Origin of the sequence: Cellulosimicrobium sp. SJTW-1, from assembly GCF_047716875.1 — a bacterium.
Classification (GTDB): domain Bacteria; phylum Actinomycetota; class Actinomycetes; order Actinomycetales; family Cellulomonadaceae; genus Cellulosimicrobium; species Cellulosimicrobium funkei.
Genome location: NZ_CP136680.1, coordinates 249,016 through 268,998, shown reverse-complemented (window position 1 = coordinate 268,998; position 19,983 = coordinate 249,016). Strand labels below are relative to the sequence as shown.

General features: G+C 77.5%; 20 protein-coding genes. 4 read left to right on the top strand and 16 right to left on the bottom strand.

The genetic code is table 11. From position 1 onward, the window contains the following. Window positions 1-117: 117 nt before the first annotated feature. Entirely contained in the window at window positions 118-4,290 is a 4,173-nt protein-coding gene (locus RSE42_RS01330; protein WP_415297681.1) for an SCO7613 C-terminal domain-containing membrane protein, read from the bottom strand. A 103-nt stretch (window positions 4,291-4,393) separates the two neighbouring features. Continuing rightward, on the bottom strand, window positions 4,394-4,987 hold the full coding sequence (locus RSE42_RS01325; protein ID WP_086149445.1) for a TetR/AcrR family transcriptional regulator: 594 nt from the start codon (window positions 4,985-4,987) through the stop codon (window positions 4,394-4,396). Between the two features lie 112 nt (window positions 4,988-5,099). Here RSE42_RS01325 and RSE42_RS01320 point away from each other — a divergent pair, with 112 nt between their 5' ends. Then, window positions 5,100-5,960: an SDR family oxidoreductase gene (locus tag RSE42_RS01320; protein ID WP_086149446.1), complete on the top strand. Its 861-nt coding sequence runs from the start codon at window positions 5,100-5,102 to the stop codon at window positions 5,958-5,960. Between the two features lie 19 nt (window positions 5,961-5,979). On the opposite strand, the gene RSE42_RS01315 is transcribed toward RSE42_RS01320, so the two are convergent. The 3 genes from RSE42_RS01315 to rpmF form a co-directional block, all read right to left on the bottom strand. Further along, window positions 5,980-6,912: a ketopantoate reductase family protein gene (locus RSE42_RS01315; protein WP_415297680.1), complete on the bottom strand. Its 933-nt coding sequence runs from the start codon at window positions 6,910-6,912 to the stop codon at window positions 5,980-5,982. Between the two features lie 66 nt (window positions 6,913-6,978). Next, window positions 6,979-8,289 carry a YibE/F family protein gene (locus RSE42_RS01310; RefSeq protein WP_415297679.1) on the bottom strand — a complete coding sequence of 437 codons (1,311 nt, stop codon included), beginning with the start codon at window positions 8,287-8,289 and terminating at the stop codon, window positions 6,979-6,981. 94 nt (window positions 8,290-8,383) lie between these two features. Then, the gene (gene rpmF, locus RSE42_RS01305) at window positions 8,384-8,554 is read right to left on the bottom strand and encodes a 50S ribosomal protein L32 (protein WP_009864893.1); all 171 of its coding nucleotides are present in this window, start codon (window positions 8,552-8,554) and stop codon (window positions 8,384-8,386) included. A 168-nt stretch (window positions 8,555-8,722) separates the two neighbouring features. Here rpmF and RSE42_RS01300 point away from each other — a divergent pair, with 168 nt between their 5' ends. Further along, a complete protein-coding gene (locus RSE42_RS01300; protein ID WP_021482679.1) occupies window positions 8,723-9,094 on the top strand; it encodes a hypothetical protein in 372 nt (123 codons plus the stop codon). 188 nt (window positions 9,095-9,282) lie between these two features. Here the strand turns inward: RSE42_RS01300 and RSE42_RS01295 are convergent, their stop codons facing one another. From RSE42_RS01295 to rpmB, 7 genes are all read right to left on the bottom strand, one after another. Continuing rightward, window positions 9,283-9,564: an HU family DNA-binding protein gene (locus RSE42_RS01295; RefSeq protein WP_021482680.1), complete on the bottom strand. Its 282-nt coding sequence runs from the start codon at window positions 9,562-9,564 to the stop codon at window positions 9,283-9,285. A 154-nt stretch (window positions 9,565-9,718) separates the two neighbouring features. Then, window positions 9,719-11,164 carry a zinc metallochaperone AztD gene (gene aztD, locus RSE42_RS01290; protein ID WP_415297678.1) on the bottom strand — a complete coding sequence of 482 codons (1,446 nt, stop codon included), beginning with the start codon at window positions 11,162-11,164 and terminating at the stop codon, window positions 9,719-9,721. 61 nt (window positions 11,165-11,225) lie between these two features. After that, the gene (gene ykgO, locus RSE42_RS01285) at window positions 11,226-11,348 is read right to left on the bottom strand and encodes a type B 50S ribosomal protein L36 (RefSeq protein WP_021483271.1); all 123 of its coding nucleotides are present in this window, start codon (window positions 11,346-11,348) and stop codon (window positions 11,226-11,228) included. After that, window positions 11,345-11,644 (bottom strand): type B 50S ribosomal protein L31, encoded by a 300-nt coding sequence (locus RSE42_RS01280; protein ID WP_194217122.1) that lies wholly within the window; start codon window positions 11,642-11,644, stop codon window positions 11,345-11,347. The genes ykgO and RSE42_RS01280 overlap by 4 nt, the downstream gene beginning before the upstream one ends. Before the next feature lie 47 nt (window positions 11,645-11,691). After that, the gene (gene rpsN, locus RSE42_RS01275; RefSeq protein WP_114553404.1) at window positions 11,692-11,997 is read right to left on the bottom strand and encodes a 30S ribosomal protein S14; all 306 of its coding nucleotides are present in this window, start codon (window positions 11,995-11,997) and stop codon (window positions 11,692-11,694) included. After that, window positions 11,997-12,164 carry a 50S ribosomal protein L33 gene (gene rpmG / locus RSE42_RS01270; RefSeq protein ID WP_021483268.1) on the bottom strand — a complete coding sequence of 56 codons (168 nt, stop codon included), beginning with the start codon at window positions 12,162-12,164 and terminating at the stop codon, window positions 11,997-11,999. Before rpmG ends, rpsN begins: the two co-directional genes overlap by 1 nt. Beyond that, window positions 12,164-12,400 carry a 50S ribosomal protein L28 gene (gene rpmB / locus RSE42_RS01265; protein WP_021483267.1) on the bottom strand — a complete coding sequence of 79 codons (237 nt, stop codon included), beginning with the start codon at window positions 12,398-12,400 and terminating at the stop codon, window positions 12,164-12,166. The genes rpmG and rpmB overlap by 1 nt, the downstream gene beginning before the upstream one ends. Window positions 12,401-12,573: 173 nt before the next feature. Here rpmB and RSE42_RS01260 point away from each other — a divergent pair, with 173 nt between their 5' ends. Both RSE42_RS01260 and RSE42_RS01255 read left to right on the top strand, forming a co-directional pair. After that, window positions 12,574-13,770 (top strand): CobW family GTP-binding protein, encoded by a 1,197-nt coding sequence (locus RSE42_RS01260; RefSeq protein WP_415297677.1) that lies wholly within the window; start codon window positions 12,574-12,576, stop codon window positions 13,768-13,770. Between the two features lie 356 nt (window positions 13,771-14,126). After that, complete coding sequence (locus RSE42_RS01255) at window positions 14,127-16,088, top strand: sigma-70 family RNA polymerase sigma factor (RefSeq protein ID WP_415297676.1); 1,962 nt, start codon at window positions 14,127-14,129, stop codon at window positions 16,086-16,088. Window positions 16,089-16,115: 27 nt separating this feature from the next. Here RSE42_RS01255 and RSE42_RS01250 read toward each other — a convergent pair whose 3' ends face one another. The 4 genes from RSE42_RS01250 to RSE42_RS01235 all read right to left on the bottom strand — a co-directional run bounded on the left by RSE42_RS01250 (window position 16,116) and on the right by RSE42_RS01235 (window position 19,898). Then, a complete protein-coding gene (locus RSE42_RS01250; protein ID WP_415297675.1) occupies window positions 16,116-16,733 on the bottom strand; it encodes a DUF1775 domain-containing protein in 618 nt (205 codons plus the stop codon). Next, the gene (locus RSE42_RS01245; RefSeq protein ID WP_415297674.1) at window positions 16,730-18,442 is read right to left on the bottom strand and encodes a copper resistance protein CopC; all 1,713 of its coding nucleotides are present in this window, start codon (window positions 18,440-18,442) and stop codon (window positions 16,730-16,732) included. The genes RSE42_RS01250 and RSE42_RS01245 overlap by 4 nt, the downstream gene beginning before the upstream one ends. Window positions 18,443-18,445: 3 nt before the next feature. Further along, on the bottom strand, window positions 18,446-19,180 hold the full coding sequence (locus tag RSE42_RS01240) for a YcnI family protein (protein WP_171467251.1): 735 nt from the start codon (window positions 19,178-19,180) through the stop codon (window positions 18,446-18,448). Between the two features lie 181 nt (window positions 19,181-19,361). Next, window positions 19,362-19,898, bottom strand: coding sequence for a hypothetical protein (locus RSE42_RS01235; protein WP_137279932.1), 537 nt, complete (start codon window positions 19,896-19,898; stop codon window positions 19,362-19,364). Window positions 19,899-19,983: the final 85 nt, after the last annotated feature.

The following is a 19,983-nucleotide window of genomic DNA, read 5'->3' as shown; positions in this document are numbered from 1 at the left end:
GTGCGCCGTCGCGGCCTCGCCCCCGCCTGCGTTGCCGATGAGCCCGCCGTCGTGCGGCGGATCCCGAACATTATGGGCCACCCGGCGGAGAAACGGGCCACCCGGTAGGGATTTCGGTCAGCGCAGGTCCCGGACGTACGCGGCGGCGCCGTCGTACGCGGCGATCCGCCGCTCGTAGTACGTCGCGATGATGAGCAGCAGGCCGCCCGCCGCGGCCAGCGTGAGCATCCACGGCCCGGCGGAGATGCGCGTGCCGAGCTGCGAGACGAACACGACGAGGATCTCGACGGGCAGCACGGCGACGCCCAGCAGGAACGGCGCCGCGAGGTGCTTGCGCGTCCCGACGAGGACCGCCGCGAGCGCGAGCACGACGACGAGCATCGCGCGCCACGTGCGCGCGTCGGTGTACGTCGCGAGCACCGACGGCCCGACGAGCGCGAGGAGCCCGGGCGCGAGGGTGCGCCACGACCCGACGACGCCGACGGGCCAGCCGCCGAGGGGCCGGGCCGTGCGCGCGGGCGCGGCCGGGAGACCGCTCGGTCGGCCCGCGGCCGTGCCCGCCGCGAGCGCGAAGTAGCCCGCGACGAGGAGCCCGGCGCCGAGGGGCAGGGAGAACACCTCGACGCGCAGCTCGCGCGGCGACCACGCGCCGATCGCGGCGACGAGGGCGAGCAGCCACAGGAACCACGCGGGCGGGAGGTCGAGCCGCCCGCGCACGGCGCGGCGCACCCCCACCACGAGCACCGCGAGCAGCGCGACCTCGACGAGCCAGACCGTCGCGATGACGCCCCACACGGGCCGCACGTTCGCGACGGCGCCGACCACCACGAGCGTCAGGGCGGGCGCGACGGCCCAGCGCCGCGCCGCCGCGGCGCCACGGCCCGACGCCGCGCGCGCCGCGACGAGCCCGGCGCCGAGCGCCACGCCGCCCGCCGCGAGCGCCCACGCGAACCCGACGACGGACAGCGCGCCACCGCCCGCGACGTGCGCGACGTGCAGCGACTCCACCGTCCCGGCGACCGCGGCGAGCACCGCGGCTCCGGCGAGCCGGAGCGCGCCGGCACGCCGCCACGCGCTGCGGGTCGTCGCGGCCGGGGCGACGCCGCCCGCCGTCGTCCCCTGCCGGAGCAGCACCGCGCCGGCCACCGCCACCGCACCGGCGACGACGAGCAGCGGCGCGCGGACGTCGCCCGCGCCCGGGGCCGCGCCCAGGACGAGCACCGACGGCACGACGAGCAGCACGAGACCCGCGCCCGCGAGCTCCCACCAGCGCCGCGCACGACGGGCGAGGAGCGCGCCCACGACGACGGCGGCGAGCGCGAGCGGCGCGGTGTACGCCTCGACGAGCCCGACCTCGGCGGCAGCGAGCGCCGTCCACAGCGCCGCGGTGCCCAGGACGGCGGCGAGCCACCACTCCCCCCGCCGGTCGCGGTCGCGCGCGGCGAGCCCCGCACCGACGGCGAGCAGGAGCAGCACGGCGACGGCGATCGTCGGCCCCGCGGCGGGACGCCCGTACGCGAGCCCGACCGCGATGGCCCCCGTCACGGCCCCGCTCGCCTCGACCGCGACGCGGCCCGCCCCGAGGTCGAGCCGTGCCGCGAGCGGCCGGGCCCCCGCGAGCGCCGCCGCGACGAGCACGGCGACGACGGGCAGGACGACGGGCGAGCCGCTGCCCGGGAGGACGAGCGCGCCCGCGCTCACCACGGCGACGGCCGCCGTCGGGAGCACGAGGGCCGCGGCGAGGACGCGCAGCGCCGTCACCGAGCCGGGGCGCCGGGAGCCGACCAGCACGACCTCGAGCGCGAGCATCGCGAGGCACGCCGCGACGGACCAGGTGCTGCGCTCGTCGACGACGGTGAGCACGCCGAGCCCGAACGGCACGGCCGTCACGCCGAGGACCGCCCACCACGAGTCCCGGTCGACGCGCGGCGCGAGCGTCACCGCGAGCGCCGCGAGCGAGGCGACGCCGGACACCCCGCACAGCACGACGACCGTCCCGGCGCCGCTCCACGCGAGCGTCACCCCGAGCACGAGCAGCGCGTACCCGTACGCGATCCCGACGAGGGGCGCGTGCAGGGACCGCGGCGCGGCGGCGCGCGCCGCGAGCAGGAGCAGGCCGACGACGACGGCCCCGGCGGTCGCCGTCGGGCGCGCGACCCAGGACCCGGCGACGAGGAGGACGAGCACGAGGACGGTGCCCGCGACGGCGGCGGCGTGCGCGGCCCGCCGCTCGGACCGGCCGACGGGGAGCAGACCGTGGCGGACGGCGGTGCGCGCGCCGGGCACGAGACGCGCGACGGGGCGCAGGGCGCGTCCGAGCCCGCGCCGGACGGCGCGCACGACGGCGCCGGGCGACGGGGCGCCCGCGGAGGGATCGGTGCCGGCGGGCGCGGCGGCCGCGGCCGGCCGCGCCGTCACGACGAGCAGCGCCGCGGCGAGCAGCCCGAGCAGGACGAGCGACATGACGCCCGCCAGCCGCGGGTCGAGCACGAGGGTGAGGACGAGCGCGAGGGCCGCCCACGGGGCGAGCGCGCGCCCGGTCACGACGAGCGGCGCCGTCCCGAGCCGGCCCGTCCCACCGAGGAGGGGCGGCGCGGTCCGCGACGTGCGCAGCGGGAGCCGGGCCGCGACGAGCAGGACGACGAGCACGGAGAGGAGGCCGACGAGCGTGCCGTCGAGCAGCGTCGCGCCGACGGTCCCGGGCGCCGTGCCCTCGCCCGCCAGCCCGGCGGACAGGACACCCACGCCCAGCGGCGCGTCGTCGAGCACGGCGCTCGTGCCCGCGGTCGGGGTCACGAGCACCTCGGCGGCCCGCAGGCCCGCGAGCGCGAGGGCCGGGCCCGCCATGACGAGCACGACGACGGCGCCCCCGAGCAGCGCGTCGGAGCGCCCGATCGGCGGGACCGGCACCCGGAGCACCCCCGCCGACACGCGGCGGCCGGTGAGCACCAGCACGACGACCCACGCGAGCGCGCCGAGCGCGGGCGCGAGACCCACGAAGCCGACGCCGTCGCCCGTGCCGAGCAGCGCGCCGGCGAGCACCGCCGCGGCGCCGCCGACCGCGTACCAGCGCCGCTCGCCCGTCGTGACCCGGAGCAGCGTCGCGACGAGCGCCGCCCCGAGCGCGACGAGCGCCGCACCCGCTCCCCCGGGCAGCCCCGGCGGCGCGGCGACGGTGAGCCCGACGAGGACCGCGAGGAGCACGGCGACCGTGCGCACGACGCCCAGGAACCCGCGCTCCGCGCCGAGGGTGCCGCCCACGCGCGCGCCCGCCGCCGCGGCGACGGGGCCGGCGACCGCCGTCAGGCACGCCGTCACGAGGAGCGCGACGGCCCAGCCCCACGACGCCTGGGCCGCGGGCGCCGCGACCAGCGGCACGAGAGGACCGAGCACGACGGCGCCCGTCACCCAGGCCCGGACGCGCGCCCGCTCGCCCACGACGCCGAGGCCGACGAGCACGACGGCGAGCAGCGTCGCGCGCGCTGCGGCGGCACCCACCGGGTCGAGCGCCCACGCGCTGAGCGCGAGCTCGACGTCGACCAGGGCGAGCACGACGGCCAGCGCCGCGACGGCCTCCGCGGACGACCGCAGGCCGCGCGACCGCAGGAGCACCGCGGCCCCGACGGTGAGCGCGGTGACGACCCCGGTGACGAGGGCGCGCAGGGCGAGGTCGTCGGCGAACGTGAAGAACACGAAGACGACGGCGGCCACGGCGAGCAGCCCGGCCCCCGCCCCGGCGAGGACGGGCTGGAGGCCGACGGACCGCGCGGGGGCCGCACCCGGACCGACGCCACCGGCGCGCGGTCCGGCAGGCCCGGGCACAGGCACCGGCGCGACCGGGCCGGCCGCTCCGGGACGCACCGGTCCACCCGGTACGGCCGCGGGCGACAGGGTCGACGAGCGAGGCCCCGCCGCGCCGCGCCCGGCCGTGTCGAGCGGGCGCATCGGCGGCGGGCCCGCCGGGGTCCCCCCGCCGCCGCCCGCTGCCGCGCCGGGCCGGCCACCGCGCAGGGCGCCGGGGAGCGTGCCGGGCGGGGCCGCGACGGCGGCACGGGCGGCCCACGCGGCCGCCTCGGGCTGGGCGGCCCGGAGCGTGTCGAGGGCGGTCTGGCGCCGCCGCAGCGCGTCGGCCGCGTCGGTCGACGCCGCCGCCACCTCGAACGCGAGCGGCCCGACGAGGTCGAGCAGGCACCGGTCGCACCGCGACGACCGCAACGGCGCGGCGCACGCGGGGCAGGAACGCGTCTCGGCGAGCCGCGCCAGCGCGACGTCGACCCACGGCTCTCTCATGACGGACATCCTGGCGAACCTGTGAGGCGCCTGGGGACGCGTCCACGGGGGGTCGCGTGGCGGTCCGGTGAAGAGCTCGGCCGCCGTCGTGAGGAACCGCGGGTCAGCGCGGGCGCAGCCCGCCCAGCGCCGTGTCGAGGACGCGGTCGACGTACTCGACGGTGAGCGGGCCGGTCCGCTGGAGCCAGCGGTTGAGCACCGGGCCCCAGACGAGGTCGACGGCGACGTCCAGGTCGAGGTCGGGGGCCAGCTCCCCGGACTCCTGCGCGCTGCGGAGCCGCTGCCGCTTGGCCTCGCGGAGCGGCTCGTCGAGGCGCTCGCGGTAGAGGTCCGCGAGCGCCGGGTCGTGGGCCGCCTCCGTGGCGAGCGCGCGCATGGGCGCGGCGAGACGCGGGTCCTCCAGCTCGGCGACGGTCGCGTGCAGCACGTGCCGCAGGTCGGCGACGAGGTCTCCGGTGTCGGGCAGGACCGGCGCTCCCCCGTCCTCGCCCTCGCTCAGCGTGAGGAACGCGTCGAGGACGATCGCGGCCTTCGAGGGCCACCACCGGTAGATCGTCTGCTTCCCCACGCGGGCGCGGGCCGCGATGCCCTCGATGCTCAGCTGCGGGTACGGGATCTCCTGGAGGAGGTCGAGCGCGGCGGCGAGGACGGCGCGGCGGGAGGACTCGCTGCGGCGCGAGGGATCGGGTGCGGCCATGGCGGCAGCCTACCCCGGCGAGACGAACCGTTTCGTCTTGACGGCGGTCGTGCAACCCTCTACGGTCGGCATAACGAGACGGACCGTCTCGTCTCACTCGAAAGGAACCGTCATGCGACACACCTCCCCGCCGGTCCGGACCTGGTTCGTCACCGGCGCGAGCCGCGGCATCGGGCACGCGATCGCCGTCGCGGCGCTGGAGCGCGGCGACCGCGTCGTGGCCGCCGCACGCACCGCGTCCCGGGACGCCTTCGCCCCGGAGCACCACGACCGCGTGCTCGCGCTCCCCCTCGACGTCACCGACCGCGACGCGGTGGTGGCCGCGGTCGACACCGCCATCGAGCACCTCGGCAGGCTCGACGTCGTCGTGAACAACGCCGGGACGATGTCGATGGGCATGGTCGAGGAGTTCACCGAGGCGCAGGCGCGCGCGCAGCTCGAGGTGAACTTCTTCGGGGCGCTGTGGGTCAGCCAGGCCGCGCTGCCGCACCTGCGGCGCCAGGGCTCGGGCCACGTGCTCCAGATGTCGAGCATCGCCGCGCTCGCCGGCTTCCCGAGCACGGGCCTGTACAGCGCGAGCAAGTTCGCGCTCGAAGGGATGAGCGAGGCGCTCGCCCTGGAGGCGGCGCCCTTCGGGGTCTCAGTCACCGTCGTGCAGCCGGGCGGGTACTGGACGGACCTGTACGCGAGCATGACGACGACGACCCCGCTCGACGCCTACGCGCCCCTGCGCGCGGAGCTCGAGAAACAGTGGGCGGACGGCTCGGTCGACAGCGACCCGCGGCTCGCCGCCGACGCGGTGCTCACGCTCGTCGACAGCGACGACCCGCCGCTGCGCCTCCTGCTCGGCAGCATGGTCTACGACCTCGCCCAGGGGATCTCGCGACAGCGTCAGGACACGTGGGCGGCCTGGGAGGACGTGAGCCGCGCCGCCGAGCACGCCGTCGCGGCGCCCGGCCCGGCCGCGGGATGAGCCCGCGCGCCGGGAGACCTCACGACGGTCGCGCTGAGCCCCCGAGACGCTCGACGAGCGCGCGCGTCAGGGGCGCGTCGACCCCCGCGCGGTCGGCGGCGCGCACGATCGCGCCGCCGATCGCGTCGGTCTCGAGCGGCCGGCCCGCCTCGGCGTCGCGCAGCATCGAGGACTTCGCGTCGGCCCCGAAGCGGTCGTAGAACGTCAGGGTCCGGTCCGGGTCCGACGGCGCGCCGCTCGCCGCCGCGACGGCGGCGACCTCGCGGACGAGCGCCTCGAGCTCGGCCCGGTGCGTGGTCCGCACCTCTCCGATCGGGGCGCGGTGCGCCGTCGTGAGCAGCGCGAACGGCGCGAGGAAGCCGAGCTTCGCCCACATCAGCGCCGTCTCGTCGTCGTGCACGGTGGTGGGGATGCCCGCCCCGTCGAGGAGCGCGCGGACGGCCTCGACCCGCTCCGGGGCCACCCCGCCCGGCGCGACGTCGACCTCGACGAACGCGCTCGTGTGCTCGATCTCGCCCGGCGCGACGCGCGTGGACTCGACGCGGACCGTCGCGGGGAGCACGCGCGCGGTGCCGTACCGCGCGCGCAGCGCGTCGAGGTGGTCGAGGCCGTTGAGCATCGGGACGACCACCCCGTCGCCGAGCACCTCCGGCGGCACGCGGTCGAGCGCGTCGTCGAGCGCGGTCTGCTTGACCGCCACCACGACGACGTCGACCGGGGCGTCGAGGCGCGTGGCCGCGTGCGCCGGGACGTGGAGGTCGCCCACCTGGCGGCTGCGCACGTGCAGGCCGCGCTCCGTGAGGGTGGCCGCCGTGGCCTCGCCCGCGAGGAACGTCACCCGGGCGCCCGACCGGACGAGCAGCGCGCCGACCAGCCCGCCGACCCCGCCCGGCCCGAGCACCGCCACGTCCCGGCCGTCCCGGCCGCTCAGGCCGTCCGTCGTCTCCGTCACCGTCGTCCTCTCGTCGTGCCGCCGGGTCGCCCGGTCGTCGTGCCCGCGCGGGCGGGCGCCCCGCCGTCAGGTCGCGGGGACCTCGACCCTACCCACGGGGACCGACCGCGCCGAGCCGGCGCCGGGCACGGTGAGCGCCGCGATGCCCGTGGTGATGGGGATCGCGAGGACGAGCCCGATCGAGCCGACGAGGGTGCGCACGACCTCCTCCGCGATCTCGCCCGAGGTGAGGCTGGTCGCGAGGTTCTGGTCGGAGAGGTAGACCGCCATGAGGAGCGGCAGCGCGGCGCCGACGTACGCGAACGCGATCGTGTAGACGGTCGAGGCGATGTGGTCGCGCCCGATGCGCATCGCGCGCGCGTACAGCTCGCGCCGGGTCGCGAGCGGCGCGACGGCGCGCAGCTCCCACACCGCGGACGCCTGCGTGATCGTCACGTCGTTGAGCACGCCCATGCCGGCGAGCACGATCCCGCACAGCACGACCCCGCGGATCGAGAGCTCGGGCGCGTACTGCGGGATCCACAGGGACTCCTCCGACGTGAGGCCCGTGATGTTGGCCGCCCCGGATCCCCACCAGCCCAGCACGGCCGTGAGCACCAGGCCGACGAGGGTGCCGAGCAGCGCCGTCGACGTCCGCGCGGTGAACCCGTGCGCGACGTACAGCACGACGAACATGACGAGCGACGACGTCACGAGCGCGACGCCCAGCGCGTTCTGCCCGGTGAGGAGCGCGGGCAGCGTGAACGACGTGATGACGACGAACGCCCCCGCGAGCCCCGCGAGCGCCGCGAGGCCGCGCCACCGCGCGACGGCGAGCACCACGACGGCGTACGCGACCGCGAGGACGCCGATGGGCAGCCCACGCTCGAAGTCCATGAAGACGTAGGGCGTGCCGCCCGCACCCGCGGCCTCGGCGATGTACAGGACGCGCAGGCGGTCGCCCTCCTCGAACCCGTAGGCGAGGTACTCGGGCGGCGCGTTGACGGTGATCGCGTCGCCGCCCACGTCCTCGCCGCCCGCGCGGGAGCCCGCGTCGAGCCGGGCGGGCACCTCGCTCGTCGCCTCGTCGACCGGCCCGGTGACGGTCGCGCGCAGGACCGTGCTGCCCTCCGCGGCGACGGGGATGCGTGCGGGCACGTCCGCCGCGGCGGGCCACAGCGCGACGAGCCCGGCGAGCGTGACGAGCAGCGCGGGCACCAGGAGCGCGGCGAGCGTGACCCGCACGCGCCGGGTCGCGGGCGCCGCCGGGCCGTGCGCGTGGGCGTGGGCGTGCGCCGGGGTGCGTGCGGTGCCGCGCGTCAGGACGTCGGGCACCCGCCGGGACCGCGTGCGGCGCTCGCCGCGCCCGGGCGTCTCGGGAGGGGTCGGTGCGCTCACGCGAGGATGCTGCCACGGCGGCCCGACGACGCCCGGCGGCACGCGCCGTCGGGCACCGATCGCGCGGCCCGGGCCGTCCGGGGCCCCCTCCGGCTCACTCGGGGAGCGTCACGTGGCCGCGGCGCACGCCCGCGACGAGGCGGCGCGGGAGGGTGACCTCGCGGCCGTCGACGACGACGGTCACGAGCTCGGGCACCTGCGCCTTCCACTGCGAGCGACGGGCGCGGGTGTTCGAGCGGGAGAGCTTGCGCTTGGGCACGGCCATGAGGGGTCCTTCCGGTGGGCGAGCGCCCAGCCTACCGGTACGTGAGAACGATTCTCAAGACAGGTCGGGCCGTCGGTCCGGCCCGGCGGTAGCATCCCCGGGGCCGCGCGCCCTGCCACGACCCGGCGCGACCGCCGCACCCGCCACCACGACGCACGAGGAGCCCTTATGGCCACGGTCGACTACTTCCTCTCCGGTGACCCGGAGGTCGCCAAGCAGCACCTGCACGCCGCGCTCCAGGAGCAGGGCTTCACGGTGACCACGCGCCCCACGGGCCAGTGGGCCGCCGAGCGCGGCAGCAAGCAGAAGACGTTCTGGCTCGGCGCGTTCGCCGGCAAGGCCCAGCACCTCGTCTTCACGGTCGACTTCATGGTCCACGGCGACCAGCTCGTCGCGCGCATCGACCGCCCGACCGGGCACGGCGCGATGGCCGGCGCCGTCGGCGTCGCGCGCTCGAACAAGGCGTTCGGCGAGGTCGACCAGGCGATCGGCACGCGCCTCACGCAGCACGGCATCCTCGCGAACGTCGTGCACGCCTGAAAACACGCAGGTCGCCGATCACGAGCCTCCTCGCGGTCGAGCACGTCGTCGGTGGCGCCATCACGCCGATGACGACGTCAACCCCGTGCTCGGCACAGGGGGTGCGACGCACGAAGGCCCGGATCCCCTCACGGGGGTCCGGGCCTTCGTGCTGCTGACCGGGCCGGCGACGGCCGGTCAGCGGGACGTCACTTGGCGACGGCCTTCTTGAGCAGGCTGCCGGCGCTGATCTTCACGCCGTAACCGGCCGGGATCGAGATCTCCTCGCCCGTACGGGGGTTGCGGCCCGTGCGGGCGGCACGCTCGACGCGCTCGACGGACAGGAGGCCCGTGACCTTGACGGCCTCGCCCTTGCCCAGCGACTCGATGAGCACCTCCTGGAAGGCGTTGAGAGCCTTCTCGGCGTCCGCCTTCGACAGGTCGGCCTTGCTGGCGATGGCCGAGACGAGCTCGGACTTGTTGAGCGACATGCGAATCCCTTCTTCGGTTCACGACGCGCGGTGGTCACCACCCGTCGTCACGGTCTCAGTGTGCCAGCCGCGGGGCCGTGCACCGGGGACAACACTAGGGAACACGCGGAGTTTCGCGCGACTTCTCGCGGCTCTCGTCGTCGCGTGTCCTCGCTCAGCCGTCCTCGTGCTCGTGGTCGTGGCCCTCGTGCTCGTCGTGCGCGGGCTCGTCGTGACCGTGCTCGCCGTCCTCGTGGGCGTGCTCGTCGGCCTCGTGGCCCCCCGTGGTGGCCGGCTTGCCGGTGACCCCGTTGAGCTCGTTCGGGACGACGTCGAGCTCCGCGCTCTTCCACACCTCGCCGCCCACGTAGTCGACCGCGTGGATCGCGCGACCGGCCGGGTCCGTGACGTAGGCGATGCCGTCCTGGACGAACAGCGCCGGCCGCGGCTCCTGCCACTCCTCGGGCTCCTCCCACGCATCGACGACGGGGACGGACCGGACGACCGTGCCCGACTCCGGGTCGATGACGTGCAGCGACCCGTCGGTGCCGAGCACGAGCGCCTCGCCCGCGTCGCCCCGCCCGAGCGAGCGGAACGTGTAGCTCGCGGGGAGGTCGACGAGGCGCAGGCTCGCGTCGCGCGTGTCCACGAGGGAGACTCGCGTGGGCCGCTCGAGGTCCGCGTCGGGGTCGGACTTGTAGTCGCCGAGCACGACGGGCGACGCCTCGCTGCCCGCCTGGTTGCCGATGCGCCCGTAGGCGTCCGGGGCGGCGACCTTGGTGATCGCGCCGCCCGCGACGACGAGCACGCCGTCCTCGCAGCCGATGACGACGGCCTCGCCCGCGGCGACGGCCTCCCCGTGGACGCCGGGGCACTGGTCGTTCGCCGCGACCTCGTCGCCCGCGGCGTCGAGGATCCGGACGCCGGTGCGCGCGTCCTCGGTGCCCTCGGAGACGACGAGCGAGCCGTCGGACAGCTCGACCGCGACGCCGTGGTGCGCCGCGGGGGTGGTCAGGGTGCGCGCGTCGTCGATGCCGTGCGGGTCGGCCACCGTGGCCGAGTCGAGCACGGTGATGTCGCCCGTGCCGTCGTCGAACAGCGCGGTGCGGCCGTCGTGCACGACGACGTGGCCCGGCTTCTCGGCCGCGTACGTCACGTCCGTGAGGACCGGGTCGGCCGTGTAGTAGTGGGCGTGGTCGCCGTGCGGCTCGGCCCAGGTGCCGGCGTCGAGCACCTGGAACCCGCCGGACGTCGAGACGAGCAGGTGCCGCCCGTCGCCCGCGGGGTTGAGGCGGTTGAAGCCGTCGAGCTCGAGGTCGTCGACGACCTCGAGCGTCGTCGCGTCGAGGACCTGGACGCCGCCGTCGTAGGTGATCGCGAGGCGGGGGGTGAGCGCCGCGGCCTCGCTCACGTCGGACGTGGCCGACGGCGCGGGCTCGGCCGCGTCGCCCTGCTCGCCCTCGGCGCCCGCGCCCTGCGCGCACGCCGCGACGAGCGTGAGCGGGAGGGCGAGGCCGAGCGCGAGGGCGAGCGGGCGGCGTCGGGCACGGGCGCCGGGAGGGGCCGTCACCCGGGCGGGATCGGCAGCGGCGTCGGTCGGGTCGGGTGCGGTGTGGTGCATGCGTGGTCGGCCGCCCGGACACCCGGGCGGCCGCTCCTCTCCGGTGGTGGTGGTGCGCGGGTCAGCCCTGACGGGCCTTCCAGCGCGGGTTGGCCTTGTTGAGGACGAAGGTCTTGCCGTGCCGGCGCACGACCTTCGCCCCGGGCTTGTCCTTGAGCGAGCGGAGCGAGGCGCGGACCTTCATCGGGCGCTCCCGCCCTGCGCGCCGCCGCGGGCGCCGTAGCGCTGGCGGAACTTCTCGACGCGCCCGGCCGTGTCCACGACGCGCTGCGTGCCCGTGTAGAACGGGTGGCTCGCGCTCGAGATCTCGACGTCGACGACGGGGTAGGTGTTCCCGTCCGTCCAGGTCACGGTCTCGCGCGGGACGCCCGGGCCCTGCGGGTGGTCGCCCGCGAGGGTCGAGCGGGTCAGGAACGAGAAGTCGGCGGACTTGTCGCGGTAGACGACGGGCCCGTAGACGGGGTGGATGTCCTTCTTCATGGTGGTCTCCTTGCTGAGCCAGGGCCGGCCGCCGCTCGGGGCGGCGGTCACCAGCTCGACTTCGTGACTCCGGGCAGCTCGCCGCGGTGCGCCTGCTGGCGCAGGCGGACGCGCGAGAGTCCGAACTTCCTCAGGTAGCCGCGCGGGCGGCCGTCGACGACGTCGCGGTTCCGCGTGCGCGTGGCGCTCGCGTCGCGGGGCTGGCGCTGGAGGTCGCGCACCGCGTCCGCCTTCTCCTCGGGCGAGGACGACGGCGACGCGACGACGCGCTTCAGCTCGGCGCGACGCTCGGCGTAGCGGGCGACGACGGCCGCCCGCTGCTCGTTGCGCGCGATCTTCGACCGCTTCGCCATCAGCGCTCCTCGCGGAAGTCGACGTGGCGGCGGACGACGGGGTCGAACTTGCGCAGGACCATCCGGTCGGGGTCGTTGCGGCGGTTCTTGCGGGTCACGTAGGTGAACCCGGTGCCCGCGGTGGACCGGAGCTTGATCACGGGACGGAGGTCGGTGCGGGTAGCCATCAGAGCTTCTCCCCTCGGGCGAGGATCCGCGCCACGACGGCGTCGATCCCCTGGCGGTCGATGGTCTTGATGCCCCGGGCGCTGACGCGCAGGGTCACGTGACGACCCAGCGACGGCACCCAGTAGCGCTTCTTCTGGATGTTCGGGTCGAAGCGACGCTTGGTCCGCACGTGGGAGTGCGAGATCGCGTGGCCGAACCCGGGAGCGGTGCCGAGCACCTGGCAGACGGCGGACATGGCGGTTCCTCTCGGGGTCGGTCGGGGCGACGGGGACGACACTAGATAGTGAGAATCATTCCCGTCAAGACGCTATGCTGACCCGCTGTCGAGAACAGTTCTCAGGAGCAGGTTGTTCCCGAGCCGGCCGCAGAGCCTCCCGGGACGCCCCAGACCACGGATCGGAGCGCTTCATGCCCTTCTCGTCGCACCCCTCGCCGCACCCGGCGCCCGACGACACCCGCGTCGCCCTCAGCGTCCTCGCGACCATCGACCCCGTGCTGCGCGACAGCGCGGTGTTCGGGCTCGTCGTCGGGGCACCGCGCGTCGTCGCGCTCCGCCACGACATCCGGGCCGCCGAGGGCGCGCTGCGCCGGGTCGCCGTCGACGCGAGCGGCGTCGTCGAGGACGAGGTCGTGCCGCTCGAGCACGCGTGCCTGTCGTGCGCGGTCCGGGAGGACGCCGTCCCGACGCTGCGGCGGCTCGCGGAGGACGGGCGCTGGGACCACGTCGTGCTCGCGCTGCCCGTGGCCGCCGAGTCGCTGCCCGTCGTGCGCGCGCTCGCCGCGCAGACCGCCCCCGGCGGCGAGCTCGAGCGGCTGCGCCTCGCGACCGTGCTCGCCGTCGCCGACGTGGACACGCTCGAGCACGACCTGCTCGACGACGACCTCGTCGCCGAGCGCGGCGTCGGGCTCACGGACGACGACCAGCGGGCCGTCGGGGAGGTGCTCGCCGCGCAGCTCGAGCACGCCGACCTCGTCGTGACGACCGGGGACCCCGTCGCCGCCGCGACCGGGGCGGGGCTCGTCGACCGGCTGCGCGGCGTCGGGACGCGCCGGGTCGACGGGCTCCACGCGCTCGCCGCCGCCGACCTCGCGGGGCGCCCGCACGACCCGGTGGCCGGCGAGCGCCGGGCGCACCCGCTCGGCGCGCGGGGCCCGCTCCCCCGGCACGCGCGCCCCGCGGGCGACCGGAGCTGGACGGTCGAGCTGTGCTCGGCCCGCCCCTTCGACCCCGAGCGGCTGCTGCGCCGCATCGAGGACCTGGGTACGGGGCGGGTCCGGTCGCGCGGGGTGTTCCACGTCGCGAACCGCCCCGACTCGCTGTGCGCGTGGGACGGCGCGGGCGGCCAGCTCTGCATCGGCACGCTCGGCACGTGGGACGACGCGACCACGGCCGAGGGGCGGCCCGTCGAGCCGCACACGCGCGTGGTGGTGGTCGGCGCGACGCCACCGGACGGCGAGACCGGCGACGGCGTGCGCGAGCGGGTCCTCGACGCGTTCCGCGACGTGCTCGCGACGCCGGACGAGCTGGCCGACGGCGGGCTGCGCTGGCTGGGGCGCACCGACGTCCTCGCGCCCTGGCTCGGCGCGCGCACGGACGCCGTCTGAGATCGGGGGCGCTGCCACCGGGACGCGAGGGCACGTGCCGGCAGGACGGAACCTCCCGGAGACGGGAGAACCGGTGGCGATCCGCCGCGAGAGCTCCCCCCAGCGAAGCTCTCGTCGCGGACCGCCACCGGTCCAGGTGTGTCGCCACGTGACCCGTCGTGGCGACGTCCCCCACCAGTGCAAGAGCACCGGGGCGCCCGTTCGTGACGCGCGTTGCCAGTGATGTGGATCACAGTACGACGCGGGCTGCTCGACCGCGCGCGCACGTCACACCCCGACCCGCGTCATGATCGCGGCCCTCGAGCGTCCTCCTCCCTGAGGGCCGCCGGACGGAGGCGGCCGGGACGGGAGCGGGCGTGCACGCGCAGGACCTGACGGAGCTCGGCGACGAGCAGCTCGCCGACGCGGTGCGCGCGGGCCGCGCGGAGGCGTTCGCCGTGCTCTGGGAGCGGCACGCGGACGCCGGACGCGCGGCGGCCCGCCGCCTCACGGCGACGTACGACCCGGACGACCTCGTCCAGGAGGCGTACCTGCGCGTGCTCGGCGCGCTGCAGTCCGGCCACGGGCCGACCGGCCCGTTCCGGCCCTACCTCTACACGACGCTGCGCAGCGTCGCGGCGGGCTGGGCCCGGACGCCGGACCCGCTGCCCGTCGAGGACGTGCCGGAGGTCGTCGACCCGCGCGACCTGTCGACCGAGGTCCTCGAGCGCTCGGTGACCGTCCGCGCGTTCCGCCGCCTGCCGGAGCGGTGGCAGGCCGTGCTCTGGTACACCGAGGTCGAGGGGATGGAGCCGCGCGAGGCGGCACCGCTGCTCGGGCTCTCGGCGGGCGCGACCGCCGCGCTCTCCTACCGCGCCCGCGAGGGCCTGCGCCGCGAGTGGCTCCAGGCCCACGTGAGCAGCGACGCGGTGGCCCCCGAGTGCCGCTGGACGGTCGAGCGCCTGGGCGACCGCGCGCGCGGGTCGCTGTCGCGCGCCGCGCAGGACCGCGTCGAGGAGCACCTCACCGGGTGCCTGTCGTGCTCGATCCTCGCGGAGGAGGTCGACGACGTCGCCTCGCGCCTGCGCATCGTCCTCCTGCCGCTCGTCCTCGGTGTCCCGGCCGCGGTCGACGCCGTGACGTCCTCGCTCGCCGCGACGACGGCCGCACCCGGCACGACGACGGGCCCGGCTCTCGGCACGACCGCGAGCCCGACGACCGGCACGACCGCGGGCGGGGCTGCCGGGACGGCGTCCGGCGCCGGGGCCGGAGCCGCCGCGGCGGGAGCCGCGGTCCCCGGCGTGCTGGTCGGCGCGCTCGCCGCGGTGGTCGTGGCGGCCGTCGTCGGCGTGCTGGCCGTGGCACGGCCGTGGTCCGCCGCCGAGCCGCCCGCCGCCGCGGCCGGGCAGCAGTCGTCTGCTCCCGGTCTCGCCGCGCCGCTCCCCGTCCCGCCGGACGGCGACCCGGCGGAGAACGACGCGGACGACGTGCCGGTCGCGACCGAGCCGGACGCCCGCGCCGGGGCGGGCGACCGCCCCGAGCCGCCCGCCGCGGGCCTCGACGCCCCGCCCGCCGCCCGTCCGGACGAGCAGGACGCGCCCGGAGCCGGCGAGGCCGCGCCCGAGCCGGTCCCGCCGTCGGTCGAGCCGGCCGCGCCGACCCCGCCGGAGCCCGAGCAGCCCGGCCCGGAGGAGCCCGCTCCCGAAGAGCCCGGGCCCGAAGAGCCCGCGCCCGAAGAGCCCGGGCCCGAGGAACCGGCGCCTCCGGCACCCGTCGTCGACGAGGCACCCCCGGCCGGGACGCTCACCGTCTACCCCGCCCTGCGCGGCAGCGGGGAGCCCGGGGCGCGCGTGCGGGCGCTCGACGCGACGGGAGCGGTCGTCGGCACGACGACCGTCGCCGCCGACGGCCGCTGGGCGCTCGTCCCGACCGGGCTCGGTGCCACCGGGGAGCACGTGATCGACGTCGTCCAGGACGTCGACGGCGTCGTCTCCGCGACTGCCCCGCCGCTCGGCCCCTACGTGTTCGACCTCCCGCGCGTGCTGTCGCCGAGCCCGGGCGAGACGGTCCTCGGCGCGCGCGAGACCGCGCCGTGGGAGGACCCGCGCTTCTCCGTCCTCGTGACCTTCGCGGGCACCGCGGGCCTGGTCGTCGAGGCGTTCGTCGACGGACGCTCGACCGGCAACCTCCACGAGCTCGACGACGAGCCCGCGGTGCGCCAGGTGCGCAGCCTCGCCCCCGGACCGCACACGTTCGGGATCCGGTTCGTCGAGCCCGCGTCGGACGCCGCCGGGTTCGGGCCGACCGTGAGTGTCGGCTTCACCGTCGCGGGCCCCTGAGCGCGGGACCCGCGACGGCTGCGGGCTTCACCCCCGCACGCGCCGGCGGGACCACGCCCCGCCCGCGACGCCGACGACGCCCGCCCCGAGCACGACCGCCCCGACGAGCGGGCCGGTCGGCGTCGGGGAAGCGCCCGCCGCGACGGGCGCGGGGGCGAGCGACGCCGCCGTCGCGACGAACGTGGGTGCCGGGCGGGCGCCCGCCGGGTCGGTGTCCGTCCACGCGTACGACGCCCCGGACGGGCACTCCTGCACCGTCGGGAAGACGAACGCCTGCCCGGGCTCGCCCGTCACGCGGACGTCGAGCGTGAAGGCCGCGCGCTCGCCGTCGGGCACGGGCTCGCCGGCCCAGGCGACGGCGTCGTCCGACACCTCGACGGTCCAGCCGGCAGGCTGGCCCGCGCCGAGCGCCTCGACGCCCGCGGGCAGGGTGACGCGCAGGGCGTCGGTGGGCTCGCCGTCGCACCCGTGGTCGAACGTGAACGTGAGCCGCGACGTGCCGTCGCCGCGCGGCTCGACCGTCTCGATGAGCACGTGCGCGGCCGCGGGAGCGGCCGTGAGCAGGGCGAGCGCCCCGGCGGCGGCCAGGGCGAGGAGGGCGCGCGCGCCGCGGTGCGGCCCGGGCGGCCGTCGGTCGGGGGTCATGAGGTCACCTCCACGGGGATGCGGACGATCGGGTTCTCGTACTTGGACGTCCGCACGCTCACCTCGAGCGTCCAGGAGCCGGGCATCGGCAGGTCGAGCGTCGCCTCGTACGCGCCCGGGCCGGTGCGCGTGAGCGGCCGCGAGAACGGGCCCAGCGCCGGGTCGGCGAGCGTCGTCGCCAGCTCCGGCACCGCGACCGGCTCGAACGGCGCACCGTCGGCGTCGAGCAGCTCGATCTCGAGCGCGTTGACGCCCACGCGCCCCGGCGTGACGCGCGCGCGGAGCGTCCCGTCCCCGAGCTCCTCGACCACCTCGACGCCGGAGGTCGCGGCGCCCTCCGCGGACGCCGCCGCCGGGACGACCGGGCTGCGCGAGACGAGCACGCCCGTCGCGGCGAGCACGAGCACGAGCAGCGCCGCCTCCACGGCGACGGTCCGGCCGAGCCGACGGCGCGCCGTCGTCGCGGTCGTGCCGCCCGCCGCACCGGCACCTCCGGGGCCGGCGACCTCGGGGACGAGCCGGTACCGGTTCCACGCCGCGATGCCGACGAGCACGAGCGCGACGCCGACCTTGACGAGCAGCGTCCGGCCGTACGTCGTCGAGACGAGCGCGTCGAGGGTGCCGAGGGTGCGCCACCCGAGGACGGTCCCGGTGACCGCGAGCGCGAGGACGACCCACGCGCCGAGCGCGGAGAACCGCGCCACGGTCACGCCCGCGCGACGGGCGTCCACGTGGGCGGACGGCGCGAGCACGAGCGCGAGCCCGACGACGCCGCCGAGCCACACCGCCCCCGCCGCGACGTGCAGCGCGTCCGCCGTGACGACGAGCCACGGCGGCCCGAAGGTCCGCGTGTGCCCCACGAGCACGAGCGACCCCAGCGCGAGCGCGGCGGCGCCGAGCACCGTGCCCGCGGGCCACGCGGCCCGGGTCTCGCGCACGGCCCGGGGCGCGAGCAGCGTCGCGACGACGAGCCCCGCGAGCCCGAGCGCGCCCGCGACGGTGGTGTCGGAGGCGAGGCCCGCGGCCCACGTCGCCGGGTCCGCGAGCGCGCCCAGCCCGCCGCCCGCCTGCCAGGCGGGCGTGAGCGGGACCGCGAGCACGGTCCCGACGGCCGCGACGCCGAGCGCCCCGCGCCGGACGCGCTGGAGCCGCCGTCGCAGCACGGGGGCCGCGCCGGGCGAGACGTGCAGCACGAGGAGCTCGAAGACGACGAGCCCCGCGACGAGGAACGTCCCGGCGTAGACGGCGGCCTGGTCGAGCGCCCGGACGGCGACGAGCGCCGCCGTCGGCTCGGCCACGCGCGCCTCGACCGCGGTCGTGCTCGGCGCGCCGACGGAGAACGTGAACGCCCCCGCCACGGGGTGCGTGTCGAGCGACACGACGCGCCAGCTGACGACGTAGGTGCCGTCGCCGAGGACCGTGCCGGGCGTGACGACGAGCGCGTCGTCGACCGCGGCGACGTCCACGTCGACGGGGGTGCCGTCGGCCGCGAGGACGGTCGTGCCGCCGGGGACGACCTGGACGGGCTCGTTGAAGGTGAGGGTCAGCGCGTCGGGCGGCGCGTCGAGGACGGTGCCGTCCTGCGGGTCGGTGCCCACGAGGACGGCGTGGGCCGCGGCCGGGCCGCTCGCGAGGATCGCGAGCAGGACCGCGGCCGCGGCACCGACGACGACGGCCACCGCCCGGCGCAGCGCCAGGGGGCGGCCCACGGGTCAGGCCCGCGGGCGCGAGCGCACGAACCCGAGCAGCCCGAGCACGAGGCCGGCCGCCGCGAGGACGAGCGCCGTCCACGTGACCGCGGGGGCCGGTCCGCTCGACGTGACCGCGGCGGCCTCCGTCGCCTCGCCGTCCGCGGCGGCCGGCTCGGCGGCCGCGTCCGCCGCGGCGTCCTGGGTGCCGTGCGCGTCGCCGCCGGACGCGGCCGTCAGCTCGAACAGCGGGGCGGGCAGGTCGAGCTCCTCGCCGTCCTCGCCGTCAGCCGGGACCTGCACCCAGGCGCTCTCGCCCTCGGCGCACTCCTGCACCGTGGGGAAGACGAGCGTCTCGCCCGCCGCGTCGGGCAGCTTGAGCGACAGCACGAACGCGTCGCGGTAGCCGTCGGGCAGCGGCGCCTTCGCGGTGTACACGACCTCCGCGACGCGCTCGGTGTACTGGCCGCCGTGCCCGTCGTCCACGGGCTCGGCGAGGTCCTCCATGACCTTCTCGACGTCCCAGCCGGGGTTGACCGTGGGGGTCACGGTGACGACCTGCTCGGGGACCTGGACGGAGACCTTCGTCGTCGGGGAGTCGCCGCAGCCGTGCGGGACGCCGAACGTCAGGAGGGCGTAGGAGCCCGCCTCGGTCGTGTCGGGGGTGACGGTGACGTGGGCGGACGCGGCGGCCGCGCCGGTCACGGCGAGCCCGGTGGTCAGTGCGGCGGCGCCGACGGCGCGCAGGGTCTTTCGCATGGTGGTGCCTTTCGGGGAGAGGTGCGGGGAGAGGGGACGCTGCTCCGGCGGGCACGACGGCGCGCCGCGCCACGGGTCGGCGGAGCCGGCCGGCGGCGGGTGAGCGGTCGCGCGGGCGCGCGGGAGCGGGACGCCGCGGACTCCGTCGGGCGACGGCGTCCGCGGGGGCGTCCGGGAGAGGTCAGGCGGGAAGGGGCGGCCCGCGCCCGGGCGCGGCGCCGCGCACGAGCAGGTCGCGCACCGTCGGCAGCGCGCCGACGGCGGGAGGGGCCGCGAGGACGACGACGGGCCGCGGGCGGCCGGGCACCCGGCGTCCTGCGAGCCACGTCCACAGGCGCCACAGCACGGCGTCGCCGTACCGCAGCACGAGCGCGACGGCGAGCGTCGCGACGGCGTGCGCGCCGAGCATCGCGAGCGGCGAGGAGGAGTGCGCGTGCGCGGCGGCGTCGGCCGGGGACAGCGCGGCGCAGCGGTCGAAGACGACGTGGAGCACGAGCTGGCCCGCGCCGAGCAGGCCGAGCAGCCGCGGCAGCCCGACCTCGCGCCGGGTGAGGGGTCGCACGGCGACGGCGGTGAGGACCGCGAGGACCCCGAGCGGGACCGCCCCGGGGTCGGTACCTCCGGCGAGGCCGTGCGCGACGACGGACAGCCCGACGACCGCGGCGGCGAGCAGCAGCACCCGCACGCCGCGGAGCACCCCTGCTCCGGGCGACGTCACGGACGCACCCTAGCGGGAGAAGGGGCTCCTGCGGCAGGGGCCGGCGCCGCCCTCTCCGCGCGGGAGAGGGCGGTGTGCGCCGGCA

Excerpts from the sequence above, each read along its gene's own strand:
- RSE42_RS01260 (WP_415297677.1), top strand. The coding sequence starts at position 12,574 with ATGCCCTTCTCGTCGCACCCCTCGCCGCACCCGGCGCCCGACGACACC.
- RSE42_RS01240 (WP_171467251.1), bottom strand. The coding sequence starts at position 19,180 with ATGCGAAAGACCCTGCGCGCCGTCGGCGCCGCCGCACTGACCACCGGG.
- aztD (WP_415297678.1), bottom strand. The coding sequence starts at position 11,164 with ATGCACCACACCGCACCCGACCCGACCGACGCCGCTGCCGATCCCGCC.
- rpmB (WP_021483267.1), bottom strand. The coding sequence starts at position 12,400 with ATGTCCGCCGTCTGCCAGGTGCTCGGCACCGCTCCCGGGTTCGGCCAC.
- rpsN (WP_114553404.1), bottom strand. The coding sequence starts at position 11,997 with ATGGCGAAGCGGTCGAAGATCGCGCGCAACGAGCAGCGGGCGGCCGTC.
- RSE42_RS01280 (WP_194217122.1), bottom strand. The coding sequence starts at position 11,644 with ATGAAGAAGGACATCCACCCCGTCTACGGGCCCGTCGTCTACCGCGAC.
- ykgO (WP_021483271.1), bottom strand. The coding sequence starts at position 11,348 with ATGAAGGTCCGCGCCTCGCTCCGCTCGCTCAAGGACAAGCCCGGGGCG.
- rpmF (WP_009864893.1), bottom strand. The coding sequence starts at position 8,554 with ATGGCCGTGCCCAAGCGCAAGCTCTCCCGCTCGAACACCCGCGCCCGT.
- RSE42_RS01300 (WP_021482679.1), top strand. The coding sequence starts at position 8,723 with ATGGCCACGGTCGACTACTTCCTCTCCGGTGACCCGGAGGTCGCCAAG.
- RSE42_RS01330 (WP_415297681.1), bottom strand. The coding sequence starts at position 4,290 with ATGAGAGAGCCGTGGGTCGACGTCGCGCTGGCGCGGCTCGCCGAGACG.
- RSE42_RS01250 (WP_415297675.1), bottom strand. The coding sequence starts at position 16,733 with ATGACCCCCGACCGACGGCCGCCCGGGCCGCACCGCGGCGCGCGCGCC.
- RSE42_RS01320 (WP_086149446.1), top strand. The coding sequence starts at position 5,100 with ATGCGACACACCTCCCCGCCGGTCCGGACCTGGTTCGTCACCGGCGCG.
- rpmG (WP_021483268.1), bottom strand. The coding sequence starts at position 12,164 with ATGGCTACCCGCACCGACCTCCGTCCCGTGATCAAGCTCCGGTCCACC.
- RSE42_RS01325 (WP_086149445.1), bottom strand. The coding sequence starts at position 4,987 with ATGGCCGCACCCGATCCCTCGCGCCGCAGCGAGTCCTCCCGCCGCGCC.
- RSE42_RS01295 (WP_021482680.1), bottom strand. The coding sequence starts at position 9,564 with ATGTCGCTCAACAAGTCCGAGCTCGTCTCGGCCATCGCCAGCAAGGCC.